The 18,467-nt window shown below is 68.6% G+C and carries 18 protein-coding genes; 8 read left to right on the top strand and 10 right to left on the bottom strand.

Annotated features, from left to right (window positions below):
- The first annotated feature begins 3 nt into the window (after positions 1-3).
- Entirely contained in the window at positions 4-1,038 is a 1,035-nt protein-coding gene (locus tag NV1_RS08830; RefSeq protein ID WP_067887748.1) for a TIGR03617 family F420-dependent LLM class oxidoreductase, read from the top strand.
- Positions 1,039-1,382: 344 nt separating this feature from the next.
- On the opposite strand, the gene NV1_RS08820 is transcribed toward NV1_RS08830, so the two are convergent.
- The 7 genes from NV1_RS08820 to NV1_RS08790 all read right to left on the bottom strand — a co-directional run bounded on the left by NV1_RS08820 (position 1,383) and on the right by NV1_RS08790 (position 7,672).
- Complete coding sequence (locus NV1_RS08820) at positions 1,383-2,192, bottom strand: NAD(P)-dependent oxidoreductase (protein WP_067887743.1); 810 nt, start codon at positions 2,190-2,192, stop codon at positions 1,383-1,385.
- Between the two features lie 41 nt (positions 2,193-2,233).
- The gene (locus NV1_RS08815; RefSeq protein WP_067887741.1) at positions 2,234-3,049 is read right to left on the bottom strand and encodes an NAD(P)-dependent oxidoreductase; all 816 of its coding nucleotides are present in this window, start codon (positions 3,047-3,049) and stop codon (positions 2,234-2,236) included.
- Between the two features lie 35 nt (positions 3,050-3,084).
- Positions 3,085-3,600, bottom strand: a complete 516-nt coding sequence (locus NV1_RS08810) for a DoxX family protein (protein WP_067887739.1) — start codon at positions 3,598-3,600, stop codon at positions 3,085-3,087.
- Between the two features lie 29 nt (positions 3,601-3,629).
- On the bottom strand, positions 3,630-5,291 hold the full coding sequence (locus NV1_RS08805; protein ID WP_067887737.1) for a thiolase C-terminal domain-containing protein: 1,662 nt from the start codon (positions 5,289-5,291) through the stop codon (positions 3,630-3,632).
- A gap of 53 nt (positions 5,292-5,344) precedes the next feature.
- A complete protein-coding gene (locus NV1_RS08800; RefSeq protein WP_067887735.1) occupies positions 5,345-6,694 on the bottom strand; it encodes a cytochrome P450 in 1,350 nt (449 codons plus the stop codon).
- An 11-nt stretch (positions 6,695-6,705) separates the two neighbouring features.
- Positions 6,706-6,900, bottom strand: a complete 195-nt coding sequence (locus NV1_RS08795) for a ferredoxin (protein WP_067887730.1) — start codon at positions 6,898-6,900, stop codon at positions 6,706-6,708.
- Between the two features lie 64 nt (positions 6,901-6,964).
- Entirely contained in the window at positions 6,965-7,672 is a 708-nt protein-coding gene (locus NV1_RS08790; RefSeq protein WP_067887727.1) for an SDR family NAD(P)-dependent oxidoreductase, read from the bottom strand.
- A 207-nt stretch (positions 7,673-7,879) separates the two neighbouring features.
- On the opposite strand from NV1_RS08790, the gene NV1_RS08785 reads away from it, so the two are divergent.
- The 5 genes from NV1_RS08785 (at position 7,880) to NV1_RS08765 (ending at position 13,442) form a co-directional block, all read left to right on the top strand.
- On the top strand, positions 7,880-9,343 hold the full coding sequence (locus tag NV1_RS08785) for an aldehyde dehydrogenase family protein (protein ID WP_067887724.1): 1,464 nt from the start codon (positions 7,880-7,882) through the stop codon (positions 9,341-9,343).
- A complete protein-coding gene (locus NV1_RS08780; protein ID WP_067887721.1) occupies positions 9,340-10,554 on the top strand; it encodes a CaiB/BaiF CoA transferase family protein in 1,215 nt (404 codons plus the stop codon). The genes NV1_RS08785 and NV1_RS08780 overlap by 4 nt, the downstream gene beginning before the upstream one ends.
- Positions 10,555-10,569: 15 nt before the next feature.
- Positions 10,570-11,742 (top strand): OB-fold domain-containing protein, encoded by a 1,173-nt coding sequence (locus NV1_RS08775; RefSeq protein ID WP_067887718.1) that lies wholly within the window; start codon positions 10,570-10,572, stop codon positions 11,740-11,742.
- A 145-nt stretch (positions 11,743-11,887) separates the two neighbouring features.
- The gene (locus tag NV1_RS08770; RefSeq protein WP_067887715.1) at positions 11,888-13,048 is read left to right on the top strand and encodes a thiolase C-terminal domain-containing protein; all 1,161 of its coding nucleotides are present in this window, start codon (positions 11,888-11,890) and stop codon (positions 13,046-13,048) included.
- A gap of 1 nt (position 13,049) precedes the next feature.
- Positions 13,050-13,442: a hypothetical protein gene (locus NV1_RS08765; RefSeq protein ID WP_067887712.1), complete on the top strand. Its 393-nt coding sequence runs from the start codon at positions 13,050-13,052 to the stop codon at positions 13,440-13,442.
- A gap of 8 nt (positions 13,443-13,450) precedes the next feature.
- Here NV1_RS08765 and NV1_RS08760 read toward each other — a convergent pair whose 3' ends face one another.
- Both NV1_RS08760 and NV1_RS43355 read right to left on the bottom strand, forming a co-directional pair.
- On the bottom strand, positions 13,451-14,878 hold the full coding sequence (locus NV1_RS08760) for an acyl-CoA reductase (RefSeq protein ID WP_067887709.1): 1,428 nt from the start codon (positions 14,876-14,878) through the stop codon (positions 13,451-13,453).
- On the bottom strand, positions 14,875-16,236 hold the full coding sequence (locus NV1_RS43355) for a hypothetical protein (protein WP_067888748.1): 1,362 nt from the start codon (positions 16,234-16,236) through the stop codon (positions 14,875-14,877). The genes NV1_RS08760 and NV1_RS43355 overlap by 4 nt, the downstream gene beginning before the upstream one ends.
- Before the next feature lie 109 nt (positions 16,237-16,345).
- On the opposite strand from NV1_RS43355, the gene NV1_RS08750 reads away from it, so the two are divergent.
- A complete protein-coding gene (locus NV1_RS08750) occupies positions 16,346-16,990 on the top strand; it encodes a TetR/AcrR family transcriptional regulator (protein ID WP_067888744.1) in 645 nt (214 codons plus the stop codon).
- A 10-nt stretch (positions 16,991-17,000) separates the two neighbouring features.
- Here NV1_RS08750 and NV1_RS08745 read toward each other — a convergent pair whose 3' ends face one another.
- Positions 17,001-17,297, bottom strand: a complete 297-nt coding sequence (locus NV1_RS08745) for a DUF4286 family protein (protein ID WP_157116710.1) — start codon at positions 17,295-17,297, stop codon at positions 17,001-17,003.
- Between the two features lie 320 nt (positions 17,298-17,617).
- Between NV1_RS08745 and NV1_RS08740 the strand changes: the two genes are divergently transcribed.
- Positions 17,618-18,454 carry a mycofactocin-coupled SDR family oxidoreductase gene (locus NV1_RS08740; RefSeq protein WP_245713618.1) on the top strand — a complete coding sequence of 279 codons (837 nt, stop codon included), beginning with the start codon at positions 17,618-17,620 and terminating at the stop codon, positions 18,452-18,454.
- Positions 18,455-18,467: the final 13 nt, after the last annotated feature.

The following is an 18,467-nucleotide window of genomic DNA, read 5'->3' as shown; positions in this document are numbered from 1 at the left end:
GTGATGAAGGTCGACGCCACCATCGCGGGCCTCGGGGTGGCCTTCGCACGCGCGGCCGAACTCGAGGCCGACGAATTCGACGGACTCTGGGCCGGGGAGATGAATCAGGATCCCTTTCTGGCGCTCGCCGTCGCCGCCGAGGCCACCGAACGGATCAGCCTCGGCACCTCGATCGCGGTGGCCTTCGCCCGCTCGCCCATGACGCTGGCCTACACCGCCGACGATCTACAGCGGCATTCGCGCGGTCGGCTCGTCCTCGGACTCGGTTCGCAGGTGCGGGCGCATATCGTGCGGCGGTTCGCGATGCCGTGGGGACGGCCCGCCGCACAGCTGCGCGAGTACGTGCTGGCACTGCGGGCGATCTGGTCCTGCTGGCACGAGGGCACACCACTGGCCTTCGACGGAGAGTTCTATCGGCACACCCTCATGCCGCCGGATTTCGTTCCGCCGCGCCATGATTTCGGGCCGCCGCGGGTCCTGCTGGCCGGAGTGGGTGAGGCGATGACCCGGGTCGCCGGTGAGGTCGCCGACGGCTTCCTGTGCCACGGTTTCACCACCGCCCGCTGGCTGCGCGAACGCACCCTACCCGCACTGCGCGAGGGTCGGGCGCGCGCCGGTGCGACCATGGACGGATTCGACATGGTCGCAACGCCTTTCGTCATCACCGGCAGCGCGGCGCAGATCGCCGCGACGATACCCACAGTCCGGCAACGCATCGCGTTCTACGCCTCGACGCCCGCCTACCGCGGCATCTTCGAACTCCATGACTGGGCGGAGACCCGCGAGCGCCTGACCGTCCTGTCCAAGGCGGGCCGCTGGGCCGAGATGGCACCCCTGATCACCGACGAGATGCTCGACGCCTTCGCGATCATCGCCCCACCGCACGAGCTGCCCTCGCGCATCGTCGACCGCTTCGCCGGCCTGCTCACCCGCCTGTCGCTCACCCTCCCGCCGACCCTGGACCGTGACCAGGCCGCCGACCTGGCCCGCCGCATCCGTGCGGAATGCATGTCGCGAGAGGCGAGCCACAGAGGTTGACCCAGGCCGTGATCCGTTGTCGGCCGGGCTGTCCGGTGCGACGTTCGCATCGAACGGGGCGGCGATAGAACCTGTGTCCCAGGTGGCGATTCACTACCTGTTCCGGCCGTGGTCGTCTCGATGGCATCGACTGGCCTCGGCCTGGATGACGTCCGCCCGCATCGTCGAGGGCAGGGTCCGATGCCTGGATTCCGCACCGTGCAAGCCGTTTCGGGGCACTTCGGTGCAGATCGGCGTCAACACGGCCTGGGGCCGGGATGCCCTGGGCGCGGTGAGACCTCCGGGATGAGCCAGCCCAGCGCAATTCGTTCAACACGGACGCGCGGCGGCCGCAGGTGGCGCGGTTAATCGCCGGGATTCCGGTAGTCCGCGGCGTCGATGGCCGTGGCGAGCGGGCCGAGGTCAGCGTTCAGCTCGGCGGCGAGGTCGCGGGCCACCGACACATCCTTGCGCAGGAATTCGCCGACCGATTCGGCGAACGCCGCGACCGATCCCTTGGCCGCGACGCTGCCCAGCGCGCGCCCCGCGCTGCTGGCGTGCGGCAGCGCCGACAGCAGCGCGGACTCCTCGACGCCGAGTTGTGTTGCGAGCCGGATGGATTCGGCCACCAGGCCGATCTGCGCGGCGAACAGCACATTGTTGATCAGCTTGACCCGCTGCCCCGAACCCAGCGGCCCGAGGTGCAGGATCGGATCCCCGTAGGCCGCCAGCGCGGGCCGGATGCGCTCGAGCGCCGCTGGGTTTCCGCCGCCGAACAAAGTGAGCTGTCCGGCCTCGATATCGTGCGGGCCGCCGCTGACCGGGACGTCGAGCACGTCGATATCATGCGAATCGGCCACTGCGGCAATGGCTTCCACGGTCTTCGGGCTGCCGGTGGTGTGCACGGCCAGGACCGAACCGGGCGGCATGGTCTCGAGCAGCGGCGTGTCCAGGCAGACCGCCCGCACCTGCTCATCGGTGAATACGCAGACGATCACCGCGTCCGCATGTGTTCCGGTGGCCGCGGCGAAGGACGCCGGGTGCGCGCCCAGATCGGCCAGGGCCCGGCGGGTATCGGCGCTGCGGCCCAGCGCGTGCACCTCGTACCCGGCCGCCACCAACCGCCGGACCATCGGCTGCCCCATCCGGCCCGCCCCGACGAATCCGATTCGCATCACGTGTATCCCTGTCCGGCAATCGAATTCAGCGTGGGCAATCAGCGTGGGCTCTGCATCATCGCGAGTGTCGCGTCGGCCGCGGTGAGGACGATCCCGGGCTCGGTGTTCGCACCCGAGGCCAGGCCCGCGATGAGTCCCACGTCCTTGCGCAGCAGACCGGCCGCATGCGCGGCCAGCCGCTCGAGCGTCCCGCCGCCGGTGATCCGGCCGAGTGCGAAGCTGTTCGCGGTGCCGTGCGTGATCACCTCACCCAGGCGGTCCGCGTCCACCCCGAGCGCGAGACCGAGGTCGAGGGTGCTCTTGGCGGTGGCCAGATTCGCGGTGAACAGCAGGTTGTTCAGCAGTTTGGTGGTCTGCCCCGAGCCGACGCCGCCCAGGTGCACGATCGGGTCGGCGTAGGTCGCGAAGACCGGGCGGGCCCGCTCGACCGCATCGTCCGCACCACCGACCATCACCAGCAGCCGCCGCGCCTCCGCGGCCATACCGCCGCCGCTGACGGGCGCGTCGATCAGTGAGATACCCTGGGCGGCAGCCTTTTCGGCCAGCTCCCGGCAGGTGTCGGGATGGATGGTGCTGTGGATGGCGACGATGCCGCCGGACTGCATTCCGGCCAGCACGCCCTGCTCGCCCGTGAGCACCTGGCGCACGTCGTCGTCGCCGACCACGCACAGGCACACCAGATCACTGGCCGCGGCCAGCTCCGCCGGGGTGGCCGCAGTCTCGGCGGCGGTGTCGGCGTACGGCTCCAGCGATGCGGGTCGGCGCGCCCAGAGGGTCGTCTGGTACCCCTCCTCGACGATCCGGCGGGCCATCGGGCCGCCCTGACTGCCCAATCCGATGAATCCGACCCGCATTCGCTGTCCTCCATGTCGAAAAGTGTTGCCGAAAACTAGTTTTGCGTTGCGGCCTCGGCCGCGGGCTGGGGCCGGTAGAACGTGGCCAGCAGCCCGCCGGTCGCGACCGCGCCGAGAATCAGGGCGATACCCCCGCCGGCCCAGCCGGTGATCTCGATACCGGCCGCATGATCCACCGACAGCCATCCCGGCCCGAGAATGCCCAGTGCGAGCGCCACCACGCCCAGCACCAGCACGTACTCGTAGCCCTCCTTGAAGACGAAGAATCCGTTGTTGCGATGGGCGAGCAGTCCGGCGACCAACATCACCGAGATCACCGCCGCGGCCGCGAACGAGGTGAGCAGGCCGAACACCAGCAGTACCCCCGCCGCGATCTCGGTCAGCACGCTCAGCCAGGCCTGCAGCACCGGCTGACGCAGACCGAGGCCGCCGAACCACCCGGCGGTGCCGGCGATCTTGCCGCCGCCCACCCAGTGGTTGACTCCGTGCGCGATCATGGTGCCGCCCAGCACGACTCGCACCAGCAACAACGCGACATCGGTCACGTTCATGACAACTCCTTGCGATAGCATTCGGCCGATCAGGTGTCGCTGCGCAGCAGCAGCGCCCCGCCCGGGGTCAGGCCGCCGCTGGAGACGACCGCGACGTGGGCGTCGGTGACCTGCCGGGCACCACCCTCGTCGCGCAACTGCAGGATAGCCTCGTGTAGCAGGCCCATACCGTGCGTTCGGCCGTGTGAGAGCTGGCCGCCGTGCGTGTTCAGCGGCAGCAGCCCGTCGCGGGCGATGTTCTTGCCGCCGTCCAGGAAATCCTTGGCCTCGCCGATACCGCAGAAGCCCAGCGCCTCGATCCAGGACAGGCAGTTGAAGCTGAACCCGTCGTACAGTTCGGCCACGTCGACGTCGCTGGGACGCAACGAGGTCCGGCTCCACAGATGCGCCGCGGGCCCGAGCGACTGCGGTTCGTGGGTCAGCGTGCTCTGATCCCAGTCGATGCGCTCGATGATCTGGGTGCCCACCGCCTCCACCAGTACCGGCGGGACGGCCAGATCGCGCGCGGCCTCGACCGCGGAGACGATGACCGCGACCGCGCCGTCGCACGGCACATCGCAGTCGTACAGGCCGAACGGGGTGGTGATGGTCCGCGCGCCGAGATAATCCTCCATCGTCATCGGATCCCGGTACACCGCACTGGGATTCAACTCCGCGTTGGCCCGTTGATTCAGCGCGATCCAGCCGAGCGTCTCGCGCGTGGTCCCATAGCGGTGGAAGTGCCGCTGCGCGTTCTGCGCGAGGGTATGCGCCGCCGAGGACGCGCCGAAGGGCATCAGCCAGCTCGTCGTGCGCCCGCCGCCGGGCGCGGGCGCCTTGCCCGCGCGCATGCGTTCGTTGAACGTCGCCTCCCACACGGTGCGGAAGCACAGCACGTGCCGGGCCAGGCCACCGGCGACCGCGAGCATCGCCGCGATCACCGAACCGCCGGGCCCGAACGTCTCGATTCCGCCGTTGTGCCAGGTGGGCCGCAGACCGAGGGCCGCTTCGAGGGCGGTGACCCCGCCCTCGGCGAACCCGCCGAGATTGCCGCCGCCGGGATAGGTCGACAGGCCGTCGATATCGGCCATGGTCAGTCCCGCATCGGCGACCGCCTGCTCGCAGGCGTCGACGGTCAGTTCCAGCGGCGGGCGCATGAGCCGCCGCCCGATCTGCGACATCCCGATTCCGGTGAGCGCGACCCGGTCCTCGAACTTCTCGGTGCGGACCATCGGCCGCACGAATTCGCCGAATCGCGCCGGATCGATCTCGTCCGGCGGCAGTGGCGCGGGCGCGGGCCGGGGCGTCACCGGCCGGAACACCGGCAGCCACACGTCGCCGTCGGGGAGGAAGGTGACCTCGACCCGCATGCCCAGCACCAGCGACTCCGGATCGGCGTCGATGATGTTGGTGGTCAGGCGAACTCGCGGATCGTCCTCGAGCGCGACCTGCGCGATGACGTACGGCGCGGGCATACCCGGCAGGCTGAACCGCTCGTTGACGGTGAAGCTCGCGAGCGTGCCGAAACCCGACACCACGCGCACGCCGAGCTCGCGGCCGCGGCAGTACCGGCAGATCGGCTGCGGCGGATGAATCAGTGCCGCACAGGATTCGCACTCCTGTATCCGCAGATTGCCGTCTTCCCCGGAGGTCCAGAAGAATTCGTTCTCCAGAGTGAGCAACGGTAGCGGTCGTCCCGATTCTTCGGCCATATCGCCTCCTTACCTCGCCGTGCTGTGCCGGATCCGATTTCCGCCGGGCCGGATCAGATGTCTTTGCGGGCCGTGACCGGTTCGGCCAAGCGCTGTTCGTCGCAGATGCGCTGCAGCGCGACCAAAGTCTCGTCGAGTCCCGCGCCCAGGCGCTCACCCGGGGTGAAACTCGCGGGCAGATGTCGCATGCCCTGGATGACGCCGATGGTGTCGTAGTGCACCGTGCCTTCGGGATCGCAGCGGAAGTCCGGCATCCGGTCCAGGACGGCCAGCAGCATCCGCTTGAACACCATGCGCGCCATATTCGATCCGATGCAGCGGTGCACGCCGAGGCCGAAGCTGTAGTGCCGGTTGCCCCGGCGTTCGAGATCGATCTCGTTCGGATTGTCGAACACCCGTGGGTCGCGGTTGGCCATCGCCCAGGACAGCCACAGTCGTTCGCCCTCGACGAATCGAGTACCGGCGACCTCGCAGTCCTCGGCGATGGTGCGGCCGTCGCCGGGGGCGGGGGTGAAGTAGCGCAGGAATTCCTCGGTCGCCGAGTCGAGCATGAGATCCCGTTCGCGGCTGAGTAATTCGCGTTGATCGGGATGTTCGGACAGCCATTCCAGCGCGTGCGCGGTGAGCGCGGTGGTGGTGTCGAAACCGCCGCCGATGATCAGCGCGAGCATGCCGATGGCGTCCATATCGGAGATCGGCTCGCCGGACAGGGTGGACCGGGCCACCGCGTCGATCAGGCCGGGGCGCGGATTGCGTTTGATCTCCAGGTAATTGGTGAGCAGGTCCATGCCCATGGCCTGGTTCATCTCGCCGACCCGTGCGTTGTCCGGGGAATCGGGCGGGGTGTAGACCGAGGCGTGCGCCGGTTCGTTGTAGATGGTCCAGTTGTCCAGCGGGATGCCCATCATCGCCAGGGTGAGCACCGCGGGAACGATATTGGCCAGCTCGTCGACGAAATCGATCCGTCCGGATTCGATCTTCTCATCGATACTGGCGCGAATCACCTCGTCCGCCAACGGAATCCAGCGCTGCACGGCCGCGGGGGACAGATACGGGTTGAGTGCGGCGCGCAGTTCCTTCTGCTCGGGCGGGTCCATCTCCAAGATTCCCGAACGCCGGGCTGCCCCGCGTTCGGGCGTGGGGATGGTGATTCCCTTGTAGCCGCGGCGAATTCCCTCCGGGTCGTGATCGTTGGAGGTGTACGGGCAGCGGGCCAGTTCGAAGACCTCCCGGTTGCCCGCGGCGACCCAGTGCCCGCCGTAGGTCTCGGTCCAGGCGATCGGGCAGCCGTCCTGCATCTGCTCGGTGATCGCGGTGAACTGCTCGCGGTACCGCGGGGTGTGCCGGTCGAAATGAAAGACCGGCCGCCTGCGCTCGGCGTCGGTGACGTTCTCCACGCTCATGACGCGGTTCCCTACTCGGTGATCGCGATCGCGCGCTCGGGGCACGAGCGCACGGCCTCGCGCACGTTCTCCTCCTGATCGGCCGGCACGTCCTCGCTGATGGGCGAGGAGTGACCGTCGATCTCACTGAGTTCGAACATCTTCGGGGCGATCATCGAGCAGAGGGTGTGGCCCTGGCAGCGATCGGAGTCGACATGAACCTTCACGATATTTCTTCCCTTCGAACGTGGTAGTCGTACCACTCGAGACGGCCACCGGCGGCGCGCGAGATCAGGTGTTGCGGCCGCCGTTGACACCGAGAATCTGCCCGGTGATGTACCCGGCGTCCTCGGAGATCAGGAACGAACAGGCCGCGGCGATGTCGGCGGGCTTGCCGACGCGGCGTACGGGGGTGCGTTGGATGTGCTCCTCGATGGTGCCGCCCAGCAGTCGCTTCTCCTCCGAGCGGCGCAGCATGGGGGTGTCGATGAAGCCCGGCGGGACGGCGTTGACCGTGATCCCGTACGGACCCAGCTCCAGCGCAAGGGATTTGGTCAGGCCGTTGAGACCCGATTTGGCGGCGACGTAGGCCGACATGAACGGCTGGCCGGAGTGGGTGCTCGAGGAGGAGATGTTCACCACCCGACCCCAGTTCGCGGACATCATGTCCGGCAGCACGGCCTGCACGGTGTGGAAGACCCCGTGCAGGTTGACGTCGATGATCTTCTTCCATTCCTCGAAGTCGAGGTTCTGGAACCGCCGGTACTTCTCCACGCCGGCCGCGTTCACCAGCACGGTCACCGGGCCCAGTTTCGCGCGGACGTCGGTCAGGGCCGCGCCGATCTGTTCCGGGTCGGTGACATCGGCCTGATAGGCGAAATCGTCGTCGGGGGCGGGGTTCAGGTCGAGGGTGGCGACGTGCAGGCCGTCGGCGCGCAGGCGCTCGGCGATACCGAGACCGATACCGGACGCGCCGCCGGTGACTACGGCGGTTTTCACGAAAGAATCTCCCTTCCGAATGCTGAGAACGGTACTCTCGCGCTGAACGGGTGCGCAAGGTTTCCGCGGTGGCGAAACCGAGTGGTGGCGGGGCGTTCCGGGCTGAGGTGTTTGCCGAGTCGCCGATTGCTGTTACGGTCCGCTGGGGAAGAATGTATCATTCTCCATTAAAGAGAATGTAATTTTCACGCGCAGCTAGGAGACGCGATGTCAGGGCAACAGCAGGAGGCGGGTGTCACACGACGGCTGCTCATCGACGGGCGTCTGGTCGAGACCGAGCGCACGCTCGCCTCGCTCAACCCCGCGACGGGGCAGGTGTACGGGTACGCGCCCGAGGCCGGTGTCGCCGAGACCGATGCGGCCGTGGCCGCGGCCCGGCGCGCGTTCGACACCACGACCTGGACCACCGACGCCGCGTTCCGGGCGCGCTGCCTCGATCAGCTGTACAAGGCGTTGCGGGACAACGTGGAGGAACTGCGTGAACTGACCATCGCCGAGGTCGGCGCGACCCGTCAGCTCACCCAGGGCAATCAGCTGGAGATCCCGTTCGAGATCGTCCGGTACTACGCGGATCTGCTGCCGAAGTACTCCTTCAGCGAGGACCTGGGCGCCATCGAGTTCCGTGGCCGCCCGCATCGGCGCTGGGTGGAGAAGGAGGCCGCGGGCGTCGTCTCGGCCATCGCGGCCTACAACTACCCGCATCAGCTCGCGCTGGCCAAACTCTCGCCCGCGCTCGCGGCCGGATGCACCGTCGTGCTCAAGGGCGGTCCCGACACTCCGCTGGCCACCCTCGCCCTGGGCGAGATCATCGCCCAGCACACCGACATTCCCGCTGGCGTGGTGAATGTGCTTGCCTCCTCGGATGTTTCGGTTGGCGAGCGGATGACCACGCACCCGGACGTGGATGTGGTCACCTTCACCGGTTCGACACCCGTCGGGCGCAAGATCATGGCCGCCGCCGCGAGCTCGCTCAAGCGGGTCTTCCTCGAGCTCGGCGGCAAATCGGCGATGGTCCTGCTGGACGACGCGGACTACAACACCAGCGCGATGTTCGCGGCGTTCAGCATCGTCAGCCACGCGGGTCAGGGTTGTGCGCTCACCTCGCGGCTGCTGGTCCCGCGCAAGGACCACGACGCGGTCGTGGAGCAGGTGGCCAACTTCCTGGGCATGGTCAAGTACGGCGACCCGGCCGATCCGCAGACCTATATGGGACCGCTGATCAGCGAGCGTCAGCGGGAGAAGGTCGACGGTCTGGTGCAGCGCGCGGTGGCTGCCGGGGCGAAGCTGGTCACCGGCGGCGAGAAGGTCGATCCGGGCTACTTCTACAAGCCCACCCTGCTGGCCGGGGTGGATCCGGACAGTGAGATCGCCCAGGAGGAGGTCTTCGGGCCGGTCCTCGCGGTGATCCCGTACGAGGACGACGACGATGCGGTGCGCATCGCCAACAACTCGATCTACGGCCTGTCCGGCGGCGTGTTCAGCGCCGACGAAGACCGTGCGATCGCGGTGGCGCGCCGTATTCGCACCGGAACCATGAGTATCAACGGCGGCAATTACTTCGGCGCCGACGCGCCCTTCGGCGGGTACAAGCAGTCCGGCATCGGCCGCGAGATGGGAGTTGCGGGTATGGAGGAGTTCCTGGAGATCAAGACCTACGCGGCGGCGTCATGAGTGGGACCGGGCCGCTGGCCGGCATCCGGGTCCTCGAGGTCGCGATGTACGGCTTCGTGCCCTCGGCGGGTGCGGTGCTGTCCGACTGGGGCGCGGACGTGATCAAGGTGGAGCACGCGGTCACCGGCGATCCGCAGCGCGGACTGCGGCAGATCGGGACGTTCAAGGTCGAAGGCGACCCGAATCCCAATGTGGAGCATGCCAATCGGGGTAAGCGCAGCATCGGGGTGGACATGTCGGTTCCGGAGGGGCGAGAGCTGATCCACGAGCTGGCCGAGACCGCCGATGTGTTCCTGACCAGTTTCCTGCCGCAGCACCGGCGCAAGTTCGGCATCGATGTGGACGATATCCGCGCGGTGAATCCGGACATCGTCTACGCCCGCGGCAGCGGTCTGGGCCCGCGCGGTGCGGAGGCGGACAAGGGCGGCTACGACATGACCGCCTACTGGTGCCGCGGCAGTGTCGCCGCGACCATCACCCCGCCCGATGTGACCGGGCTGATCGGTCCGCCCGGCCCGGCGTTCGGGGATACCATCTCGGGCACCAACCTGGCCGGCGGCATCGCCGCGGCGCTGTTCAAGCGCGAGCGCACGGGGGAGACCTCGGTGGTGGACGTTTCGCTGCTCAGCAGCGGCCTGTGGTCGATGGGCCACACCATCGCGCTGTCGTCGTACGTGGGCGAACCGCTGCAGGCCGGGCCGACCGGGGCGCACGGCTCACCGTCGAATCCGCTCTCGGGGCTGTACGCCACCAAGGACGGCCGGTATCTGTCGCTGGTGATGCTGCAGCCGGGCAAATTCTGGGCCGACGTGTGCCGCCACATCGACCGGCCCGAGTTGGCCGAGGATCCGCGGTTCGCGGACGCGGCGTCGATCGCGGCCAATACCGCTGCGGCGGTGGAAATTCTGCGCGAGGTCATCGGCACGCGGACCCTCGCGGAGTGGACCGAGCGGTTCGGCACCCTGTCCGGCCCGTGGGCGCCGGTGCAGGATGCGCTGCAAGTGCTCGCCGATCCGCAGGTGCGGGCCAACGAGTACATCCGCGAAGCCGGTGAGCTGCAACTGGTTTCGAGTCCGGTGCAATTCGACCTGACCCCGCCGGAGCTGCGGCCAGGCCCGGAGTTCGCCGCGCAGACCGACGAGGTGCTGCAGGATCTCGGCCTGGACTGGGACCGCATCATCGCGCTCAAATCCGCGGGCGCGGTCACGTAATTCGCTGGAGTACCAATGCCGTTCATCGCATCGCTGGGAACGTACCTGCCGTGCTGGGGCGCGCCGCGGTACCGGGTGCCCGGATCGGACGAGGACGCGGTCACCCTCGCCGTGGAGGCCGGGCGCGCGGCGCTGTACGACGCCGGCCCGGTGGAACGGGTCGTGGTGGTCAGCCGGGATCTGCCGCTGGTCGGCAGCAGTAATGCCGCGGTGCTGCTGGCGGGGCTGGGCCTGGATCCGGAACTGGAGGTGATCGAGCGGCTCGGCGGTGCGCCCGCCACCCTCGACGCACTCAGCTCCGCGCGTGCGCGCACGCTGATCATCGGGGTGGATCTGGATCCGGCCGGTGCGGCGGCGGTACTGGTCTCCGATCACGGCCTGCAGATCCGCATCGCCGCCCGGGTGGCGCGGAGTCTGCCGGTGCGCACCCGCAATGCGATCGGCACGGTGCACGACTACGGCGATCCGCGGCTGCTGCACGAGCGCGGTCTGGTGGCCTCCCTGGCCGCGGCCTGGCTGGACACCCCCGCCGCGGTGGCCGGCGTCGGTGACAAACAGGCCGCGGACCTGTGCCGCTCGATCCCGCCCTCGCTGCCGACCCTCGGTGCGAGTGCGAGCCTGTTCGCGCTGGCGGCCATGGTCGATTGGGGCACAACGGGTTTGCTGGTCGGCGTGGAACAGGCCGGACTGTCCGGGCTGACGGTCGTCGGCGGGCAGGCCGCGGTACACCGCCGCGAACCGGCGGCACGGGATCTGCCGCCCAGCGATCTGGTGCCCGGCTCGGAGATTCCCATCTCGCTGGCGGCCTACGAACGCGCGTTCGAGGCGAAGGTGCGCTGGGAGGCCGGAAAGCATTCCGGCAGTGCGGAACTGGACTTCCCGCCGCGCTATCGGATCGGCGAGGACGGCACGCTGAGCACCGAGTACACCCTCGTGCCGCTACCGCGCACCGGCACCGTCTATACCGAATGCACCGTCGCGGTTCCGGTTCCGGGCCTGCCCACGCCCTACACCCTGGTCATCGTGGAACTCGACGACGTCGGCGTGCGGGCGCTGGCGAAGGTCACCGGCACCGATCCCGGGACGGTGGCGATCGGCGACCGCGGACGAATGGTGCTGCGGCGGGTGGCAGTTCGATCCGGCGTGCCCGACTACGGCTACGCATTCGACCCGGAGGCTGCGACGTGAACGGTCAGGGCCGCGGTGCGATCGGCAGGAGCGGAGGCGGCAGCCTGCGTAACCACGTAGCGACCCGGGAGCGCCGCCATCGAATACAGCGGCAGCGGAGCGTAACCACGCAGGCCCCCGGTCACGTCGGAGAGGAAGCAGAGCCATGAGACGGGTGGCCATCGTCGGCGCGGGGATGACCCCGTTCGCCGAGCATTTCGCCCTGGGCATCAAGGATCTGGTGCCGATGGCCTTCGCCGAATGTCTCGGCGGAGTGGACCGGGGGATGGCCAAGGCCGATGTGCAGGCCGCCTGGTTCGGTGCGATGGGCAATACCGACGGCTTCTCGGCGGGCATCCTCGCCGACGCGCTCGGTATGCCCGATCTGCCGGTGACCCGCGTCGAGAACTCCTGTGCCACAGGTAACGACGCCGTGCGCAACGCCCTGTTCGGCATCGCCTCGGGAGCGTGCGACGTGGCCCTGGTGGTCGGCGCGGACAAACTGCGCGAGACCGCGCAGAAGGACATGCTCTGGGAGTGGGAGGCGATGGCCCGCGATATGGCGTGGGATTATCCGCTCGGCCTGATCGCGCCCGCCGGATTCGCCCTGCACGTCTCGCGCTATCTGCACGAATCACCCGCCACCCGTGAGCATCTGGCCATGGTGGCGGTGAAGAACCACCGGCACGGCGTATGCAATCCCAAGGCGCGCCTGCGGTTCGAGATCACCATGCAGCAGGTGCTGGAGGCGCCGATGGTGGCCGGTCCGTTCGGGGTGTACGACTGCGCACCGCAGAGCGACGGGGCCGCCGCGCTGCTGTTGGCCGCCGAGGACGTGGTGGACCGCTATACCTCCCGTCCGGTGTGGATCCGGGGCGTCGGGCTCGGGCTGGATTCGGTGATGCATCAGCACAAGCGCGATATGACGACGTTCCCCGCGACGGTGCGCGCGGCCCGGGCGGCATTCACCATGGCCGGTCTGTCCCCGAGTGACGTGGACGTCGCCGAGGTGCACGACTTCTTCACCGGTATCGAGCTGATCAGTTACGAGGACCTCGGCTTCGCCGAACGCTTCGAGGGGTACAAACTGCTGGAGACCGGCGCGACCAGCGTGGGCGGCACGCTGCCGGTGAATCCGAGCGGCGGACTCAAGACCAAGGGGCATCCCCCGGGGGCGACCGGTGTGGCGCAGTGCGTCGAGCTGTTCGAGCAGTTGCGCGGTGAGGCGGCCAATCAGGTGGCGGGCGCGCGAATCGGGTTGGCGCACAACCTCGGTGGGCCGACCGCCGTGTCGGCGGTGACCCTTCTGGAGGGGCCCGGAGCCTGAGATGACCGCAGCACCGGGGCCCGAGGTGGTCGCCCTGATCTCCGGCAGGCCGTCGGTGCGCCGGATCATCCTCGAATGGGCCGCACGACACGTCGGGCGCACCGGAACCGTGCACGTGGTCTGCGACGGCATGCCCGAACCGCTGCTGACCGGCTCGATCGCGCTGACCGGCTTCGTGCTGGACGAAGGGTACCGCGAGCACGTCGACTTCCACCGCACCGCAACCATTCTCGCTCCGCACGGCTGCGGCTGGACGTGGCAGTACGCCGCCCTGGGCGCGGCCGGGCAGGCGCTGCGCCGGGCGAAGCTGGCGGGGGTGGTCGCCGTGCTGCCCCGCCGCTCCTGGATGCCGCGGCCGCCCTCGATCCGCGTGGTGCGGCCCGAACCTCGTTGAGGGGCGGGCTAATCCGGCGCCACCCCGTCCTCGTGGGCCATCCAGTGCACGAAGCGGTGCAGCGGATACATCGCGTCGTGTGGATTGCCGATCGTGCTCGGCCCCGCCTCGCCCAATCGGACGACGCGCTGTGCCCCGGCGCTGGCGAGCCGGTCGCGGTAGCCGGACATGCGATCGAACGGATAGCAGCCGACGGTCTGGGTGGCCACGGTGACGCAGCGGATCGCATCGTCGAGCGAATCGACCCGAACCACGTTGGCGGTCTTGCCGATCGGATGGAAGTCCACCGGTTCGGCCGAGCGCACCACCACGCCGGTGCCGTCGGTGCGGCCCCACACCCGATAGTCGTCGTCCAGCAGCGACAGGGTGTCGATCTGCTCACGCAGGTCCGGCTCCAGCGGGCGCGCGTCGCCCGAGGCCGCGGCCTTGGCGACGATCCGAGTGTACAGCCGTTCGCAGAAGCGGTCGGCGTCGGCGGTATTCGCCTCCAGATACAGGAAACGGCTTGCCACACAGGCTTCCTGGTTGAGCACCATGACGTCCGAGGCGGCCAGCTCGGCGGTCGCGTCGAGGGTGCGCTCGTCGGCGAACGCCTCGCGCCCGATCATCGATATCGAGGTCTTCGGATCGAAGGAGACCAGCTGGAATCCCGGACCCAGATACTTGACGACGTTGTCGATCGCCGCACCGCCGCCCCACGCCACGATCTTGTCGAAGTACTGCGGCCGGTACAGGGCCCGCTCCACGGCCGCGTCCCCGCCGCGCCAGTACACCGCCGACATGGACCGCACCACGGGATGGTCCGGATCGATATCGGCCATGGTGCGCAGGATCGCGACGGTGGTGAACGGATCGCTGGAGGACATCTTGAACAGGTTCACGGCCTTGACCATCGCGCCCTGGGCGATGGATTTGACCGCGACACCGGGGGAGTTGCCGGGCAGCACGTGGATCAGACGAGGCGCGAACGCGCGCACGAAACTCTTGCGACCGGTGAAGTCCCGCTTGGGAATCCACTCGTCCAGCGCCCGGGGATCGGGGAAGTTCTGTTCGACCACGGTCCACAGCAGCCGTTCGTCCAGATAGCCGGCCGCGCCCGCGACCTGCGCGGCCAGCACCGGGCGCGGCAGGACGTGCGTTGCGGCCATGCGGTCGATGCAGTCCTGTACGAACGGATTTCGCGGGTCGCGGATCCGCTCGCCGGTTTCCACCAGGAATTCGATGATCTCCGCGAGCGGTACGTTCAGCAGCGGCGGAACCTCGGTGCGCGGATGCACCGTGCGGTCGAGATCGATACGGGGCGTGCTGAATCCGGTGCCGCGATCGCGCGATCGGTGGATCACCTCATCCCCCTCGACGACCGCGCCGCGCAGGAAGAACGGAGCGGAGACGAGGGTGCTCTCGGGTGCGGCGGACTCGGCGGGCAGTGTGGTCACGACAACCCCCGCACGTACGCGTCGACGGTTCCGGCGCAGCCGATCTTGTCGTCCACGCCGTCGGGACCGGCCAGATCGGCGTAGCGGACGATATCGTCGGCGATGCTCGGGCCCGCGCATCCGCAGGCGCACGGCTCGAAGTCGAGGGTGATCCGGTCACCGGTGATCACCCCGCCCCAGCGTCCGTCCAGGGACAGGTCGAAGAACGCCGCGCGGCCCTGGACCCGGCCGGATTCGTGCGGCAGCAACGCCTGGCCGGCCTCGTCCAACGCGAAGGGCACGACCCAGGGCGGTATGTGATAGCGATTGCCCCTGCGGCACTTGGGCATTCCGGAGTTGAGCTCCTGCATGGAGTAGTTCTGGAAATCGTGTTCCGCTGGGATGCCGAAGGTTTCGTGCACGAACTGCCGATAGTCCGCGGGCAGCTGAGCCCGTTTCAGTCCACCGCCGACGTACAGGCAGTTGTCGGGATGGAAGTCCTTGCCCGAGTAGCCCCGCTCGCGCACCCGCGCGGCCACCTGGTACAGCGCGTTCCACTGACCCGAGACGTACAGCTTGTCCGCGCGATGCTCGATCAGCCGCTCGGCGGCCACGTCCATCGCCTCGTCCAGCGCCCGCTGCCGTTGCGCGGAGGTGCGTTCGAAGGCCGCGAGTTCCTCGGGTGCGGCGGTGCCGTCGGCGATCTTCTTGCGCAGCACCACCATCGAGGTCAGTGAGCCGATGGTGATCGGCGGGATGGGCAGGCCGAACCGGTCCTTGGCCGGGTCGCCGAATGCCGCGTGCTGCGCCTCGCCGATCACCCGGTTCTTCGGGACCGCGGCGGTGGCCGCGATGCCGAACATGCGGCGGTCCCGGGCCGGTCGCACACCCGAGCCCCAGGCGAAGACGTTGACCGTATCGATGCGCGACCAGTCCATATCCCGTTCGGAGGCCGGCAGCATCGCAGATTTTCCGGTGGTGCCGCTGGAGCAGGAGACGTAGTGGCCCACCGCGCCGAGGCGATCGACCCAGTCGTCGATACCGGCGATGTCCGAAGTGTCGATCGGCGTGATCGGATACGGCGAGACCGTGCCGAGCCATTTGCCCAGCCGATCCCACCTCTGTTCGCTCAGAAAGCTTTCCGGATAGCTCTTGTACACCGAATGCGGGAACAGTAGCGGAACGGCTTCGGCGAGGGTGCGGATCTGTTCGATCCCGGCCTCGCGCGCCCGATGACCCAGCAGCTTGATCCGGTCGCGACGATCGGTGAACCTCTCGTGCAGCGCTTCGATCTGCGTATCGAGCAGATCGGCGTGGGAGTGGGCGAAACGGTCGGGTGCGGCGATCCGGGCGGTCAATTTCTCGACGGCGGAACTCACGATTGCGGCCTTTCCGTTGTCGCCGCCCGGTGACAATAATGGCGACTCATGCGTTTCATTATGACTCGACGGCAGAATGGCGGCAAGAGGTGAGAGCGAGGAGGACCGGATGAGCGAGGACGCACCCGTGCGCCGCGGGGCCGGCCGGCCCACCCGTGAGCAGGCGGCGGCGCGCCAGCGGGAGTTGCTCGACACGGCGCTGGATCTGTTCCTGGAGAACGGATTCGAGCTAACCACCGTGGAGATGATCGCGTCCCGGGTGAATATGACCAAGCGCACCATCTACGCCCGCTATCGGGACAAGTCTGCGTTGTTCCTGGCCGCGGTGCATCGCGCGATCGAACGCCAGGTCGTGCCGCGCGAGACGCTCGAGGATTTGGACGCAGGAGATCTCGCGGGCACGCTCGAATCGGTGGCGCGGCTGCGGATCGCTCAGGTGATGACGCCCAACGGCTTACGGCTGCAACGGATCATCAATACCGAAGGCTACCGTTTCCCGGAGATTTTCGTGGCGAATTACGAGGTGAGCGCCGGGCCGGTGATCGACTTCGTGGCCGGTGTGCTCGATCGCGCGATCGCGGATGGCGCCGTCGCGCCGATCGATACCGACCAGGCCGCCCGCGCCTTCATGAGCATGGTGGTCGGCGGGCAGGTGCGCAGTGTGGTGGCGGGGCGCCCGCCCAGCGCCGCGCAGCTCGAGGAGCGGGTGGGGTTCACCGTTCGCCTGCTGCTGGACGGGTTGCGCCCGCGCTGAACCGCCCTGGTCAGATCGGTTCCCAGACCGTCATCGTGGTGTGCTCGGGATCGCCCAGGGTGCTCGCCGACATGCGGCCGTCCTTCAATCGCGCGCCGATCTCCTTGCGCACGGTGTCGATATCGCCGTCGATCTCGTAGATCGCGAGGAATTCGACGGGCCCGCCCGCGCCGGTCCGAAGCCGGTGGCGCGAACAGGAACTCACGCCGTCAATGGCGAGCATCTCCGGGACGTGCACCGTGGCGTACCAGGTGTTGTACTCCTCGTCCTTACCCGCGATCGCGCGCGAGTTCACCAGCATCTTCATGGAGCCCTCCATTCGTGTGGCCGTGCGGACGCGGCATGCGCCGCCGGTCTTGTCCCTGTCATGAAACACCATTATCTTATTTAAAGAATCACATTTCCACTAGATTCGCGCAGTGCTGCGACCGGCGTTGCGGGAGGGCTCATGAACGACCATGCCGCCGCGGCCCTCGACGTCGTGACAGCCGCGGATCGCTGGTCGAAGCTGTCCCGATCGATGGCGGGTGCGGTGTGTGCTCCAGGCGCGGCGTCGTGCCGCGTCCGCGGCCGAGGATTCGGCGAGAGTTGTTGTATCGCAAGTGATCGCGAAGAAGGGAGCGGGTCGTGGCGCGTCCGCACGGGAAGGTGAACTCGGGGGAGCATCGGCGGGTGGCGCTGGTGACGGGCGCGGCGCGGGGGATCGGCGCGGCCACCGTGCTGGAACTCGCCGATCGGGGTTGGTCGGTGCTCGCGGTGGACGTCGCGGGCGACGATCCGGCGCTGCGATATCCGATGGGCAGCAAGAGTGAACTGGTGGCGGTGGCGACCGAGGCGAGCAGCCGGGTCAGCCGGGTCGGCGCGGTACGGCCCTTCGTGGCCGATGTGCGCGATCCGGAGGCATTGCGCGCCGCGGTGGGCGAGGCGGTCGAGACCTGGGGCGGATTGGACGCGGCGATCGCGGTGGCGGGGGTCATCGCGGGCGGAGAACCGCTGTGGGAGATGCCGGTCGAGCGGGAACGCGCCGTCATGGACATCTGCCTGGGCGGGGTGATGAATCTGGCCCGCGCCGCGATTCCGGCGCTGCTGGCGCGTCCGGAGCCGCGCACCGGACGTTTCCTGGCCGTCGCCTCGGCCGCGGCCACCAAGGGCCTGCCTCGGCTGGCGGCGTACTGTGCGGCGAAAGCCGGTGTGGCGGGGCTGATCCGGGCGCTGGGCGCGGAACTGGGCGGTACCGGGATCAGCGCCAATGCGGTGAGTCCGGGATCCACCGATACCGAGGTGCTGGCCGAGACCGCGCGGATCTACCACCTGCCCGACGCGGCGCGCATGGGCGGGCAGCAGCCGCTCGGCCGAGTTCTGGACCCGGCCGAAATCGCCTCGGTGCTCGCCTTTCTCGCCGGTCCGGACAGTAGTGCGATGACCGGTGCGGTGGTGCCGGTCGACGGTGGCTTGGCCCTGTGAGGAAACGGAGTTC

This window comes from Nocardia vaccinii NBRC 15922, assembly GCF_001613305.1.
Classification (GTDB): domain Bacteria; phylum Actinomycetota; class Actinomycetes; order Mycobacteriales; family Mycobacteriaceae; genus Nocardia; species Nocardia vaccinii.
This window is presented reverse-complemented; position numbering and strand designations above follow the sequence as displayed.

What these genes read in the sequence shown, in the direction of transcription:
- NV1_RS08830 (WP_067887748.1), top strand. Translation starts at nt 4, where the DNA reads ATGAAGGTCGACGCCACCATCGCGGGCCTCGGGGTGGCCTTCGCACGC.
- NV1_RS08820 (WP_067887743.1), bottom strand. Translation starts at nt 2,192, where the DNA reads ATGCGAATCGGATTCGTCGGGGCGGGCCGGATGGGGCAGCCGATGGTC.
- NV1_RS08815 (WP_067887741.1), bottom strand. Translation starts at nt 3,049, where the DNA reads ATGCGGGTCGGATTCATCGGATTGGGCAGTCAGGGCGGCCCGATGGCC.
- NV1_RS08810 (WP_067887739.1), bottom strand. Translation starts at nt 3,600, where the DNA reads ATGAACGTGACCGATGTCGCGTTGTTGCTGGTGCGAGTCGTGCTGGGC.
- NV1_RS08805 (WP_067887737.1), bottom strand. Translation starts at nt 5,291, where the DNA reads ATGGCCGAAGAATCGGGACGACCGCTACCGTTGCTCACTCTGGAGAAC.
- NV1_RS08800 (WP_067887735.1), bottom strand. Translation starts at nt 6,694, where the DNA reads ATGAGCGTGGAGAACGTCACCGACGCCGAGCGCAGGCGGCCGGTCTTT.
- NV1_RS08785 (WP_067887724.1), top strand. Translation starts at nt 7,880, where the DNA reads ATGTCAGGGCAACAGCAGGAGGCGGGTGTCACACGACGGCTGCTCATC.
- NV1_RS08780 (WP_067887721.1), top strand. Translation starts at nt 9,340, where the DNA reads ATGAGTGGGACCGGGCCGCTGGCCGGCATCCGGGTCCTCGAGGTCGCG.
- NV1_RS08775 (WP_067887718.1), top strand. Translation starts at nt 10,570, where the DNA reads ATGCCGTTCATCGCATCGCTGGGAACGTACCTGCCGTGCTGGGGCGCG.
- NV1_RS08770 (WP_067887715.1), top strand. Translation starts at nt 11,888, where the DNA reads ATGAGACGGGTGGCCATCGTCGGCGCGGGGATGACCCCGTTCGCCGAG.
- NV1_RS08765 (WP_067887712.1), top strand. Translation starts at nt 13,050, where the DNA reads ATGACCGCAGCACCGGGGCCCGAGGTGGTCGCCCTGATCTCCGGCAGG.
- NV1_RS08750 (WP_067888744.1), top strand. Translation starts at nt 16,346, where the DNA reads ATGAGCGAGGACGCACCCGTGCGCCGCGGGGCCGGCCGGCCCACCCGT.
- NV1_RS08745 (WP_157116710.1), bottom strand. Translation starts at nt 17,297, where the DNA reads ATGAAGATGCTGGTGAACTCGCGCGCGATCGCGGGTAAGGACGAGGAG.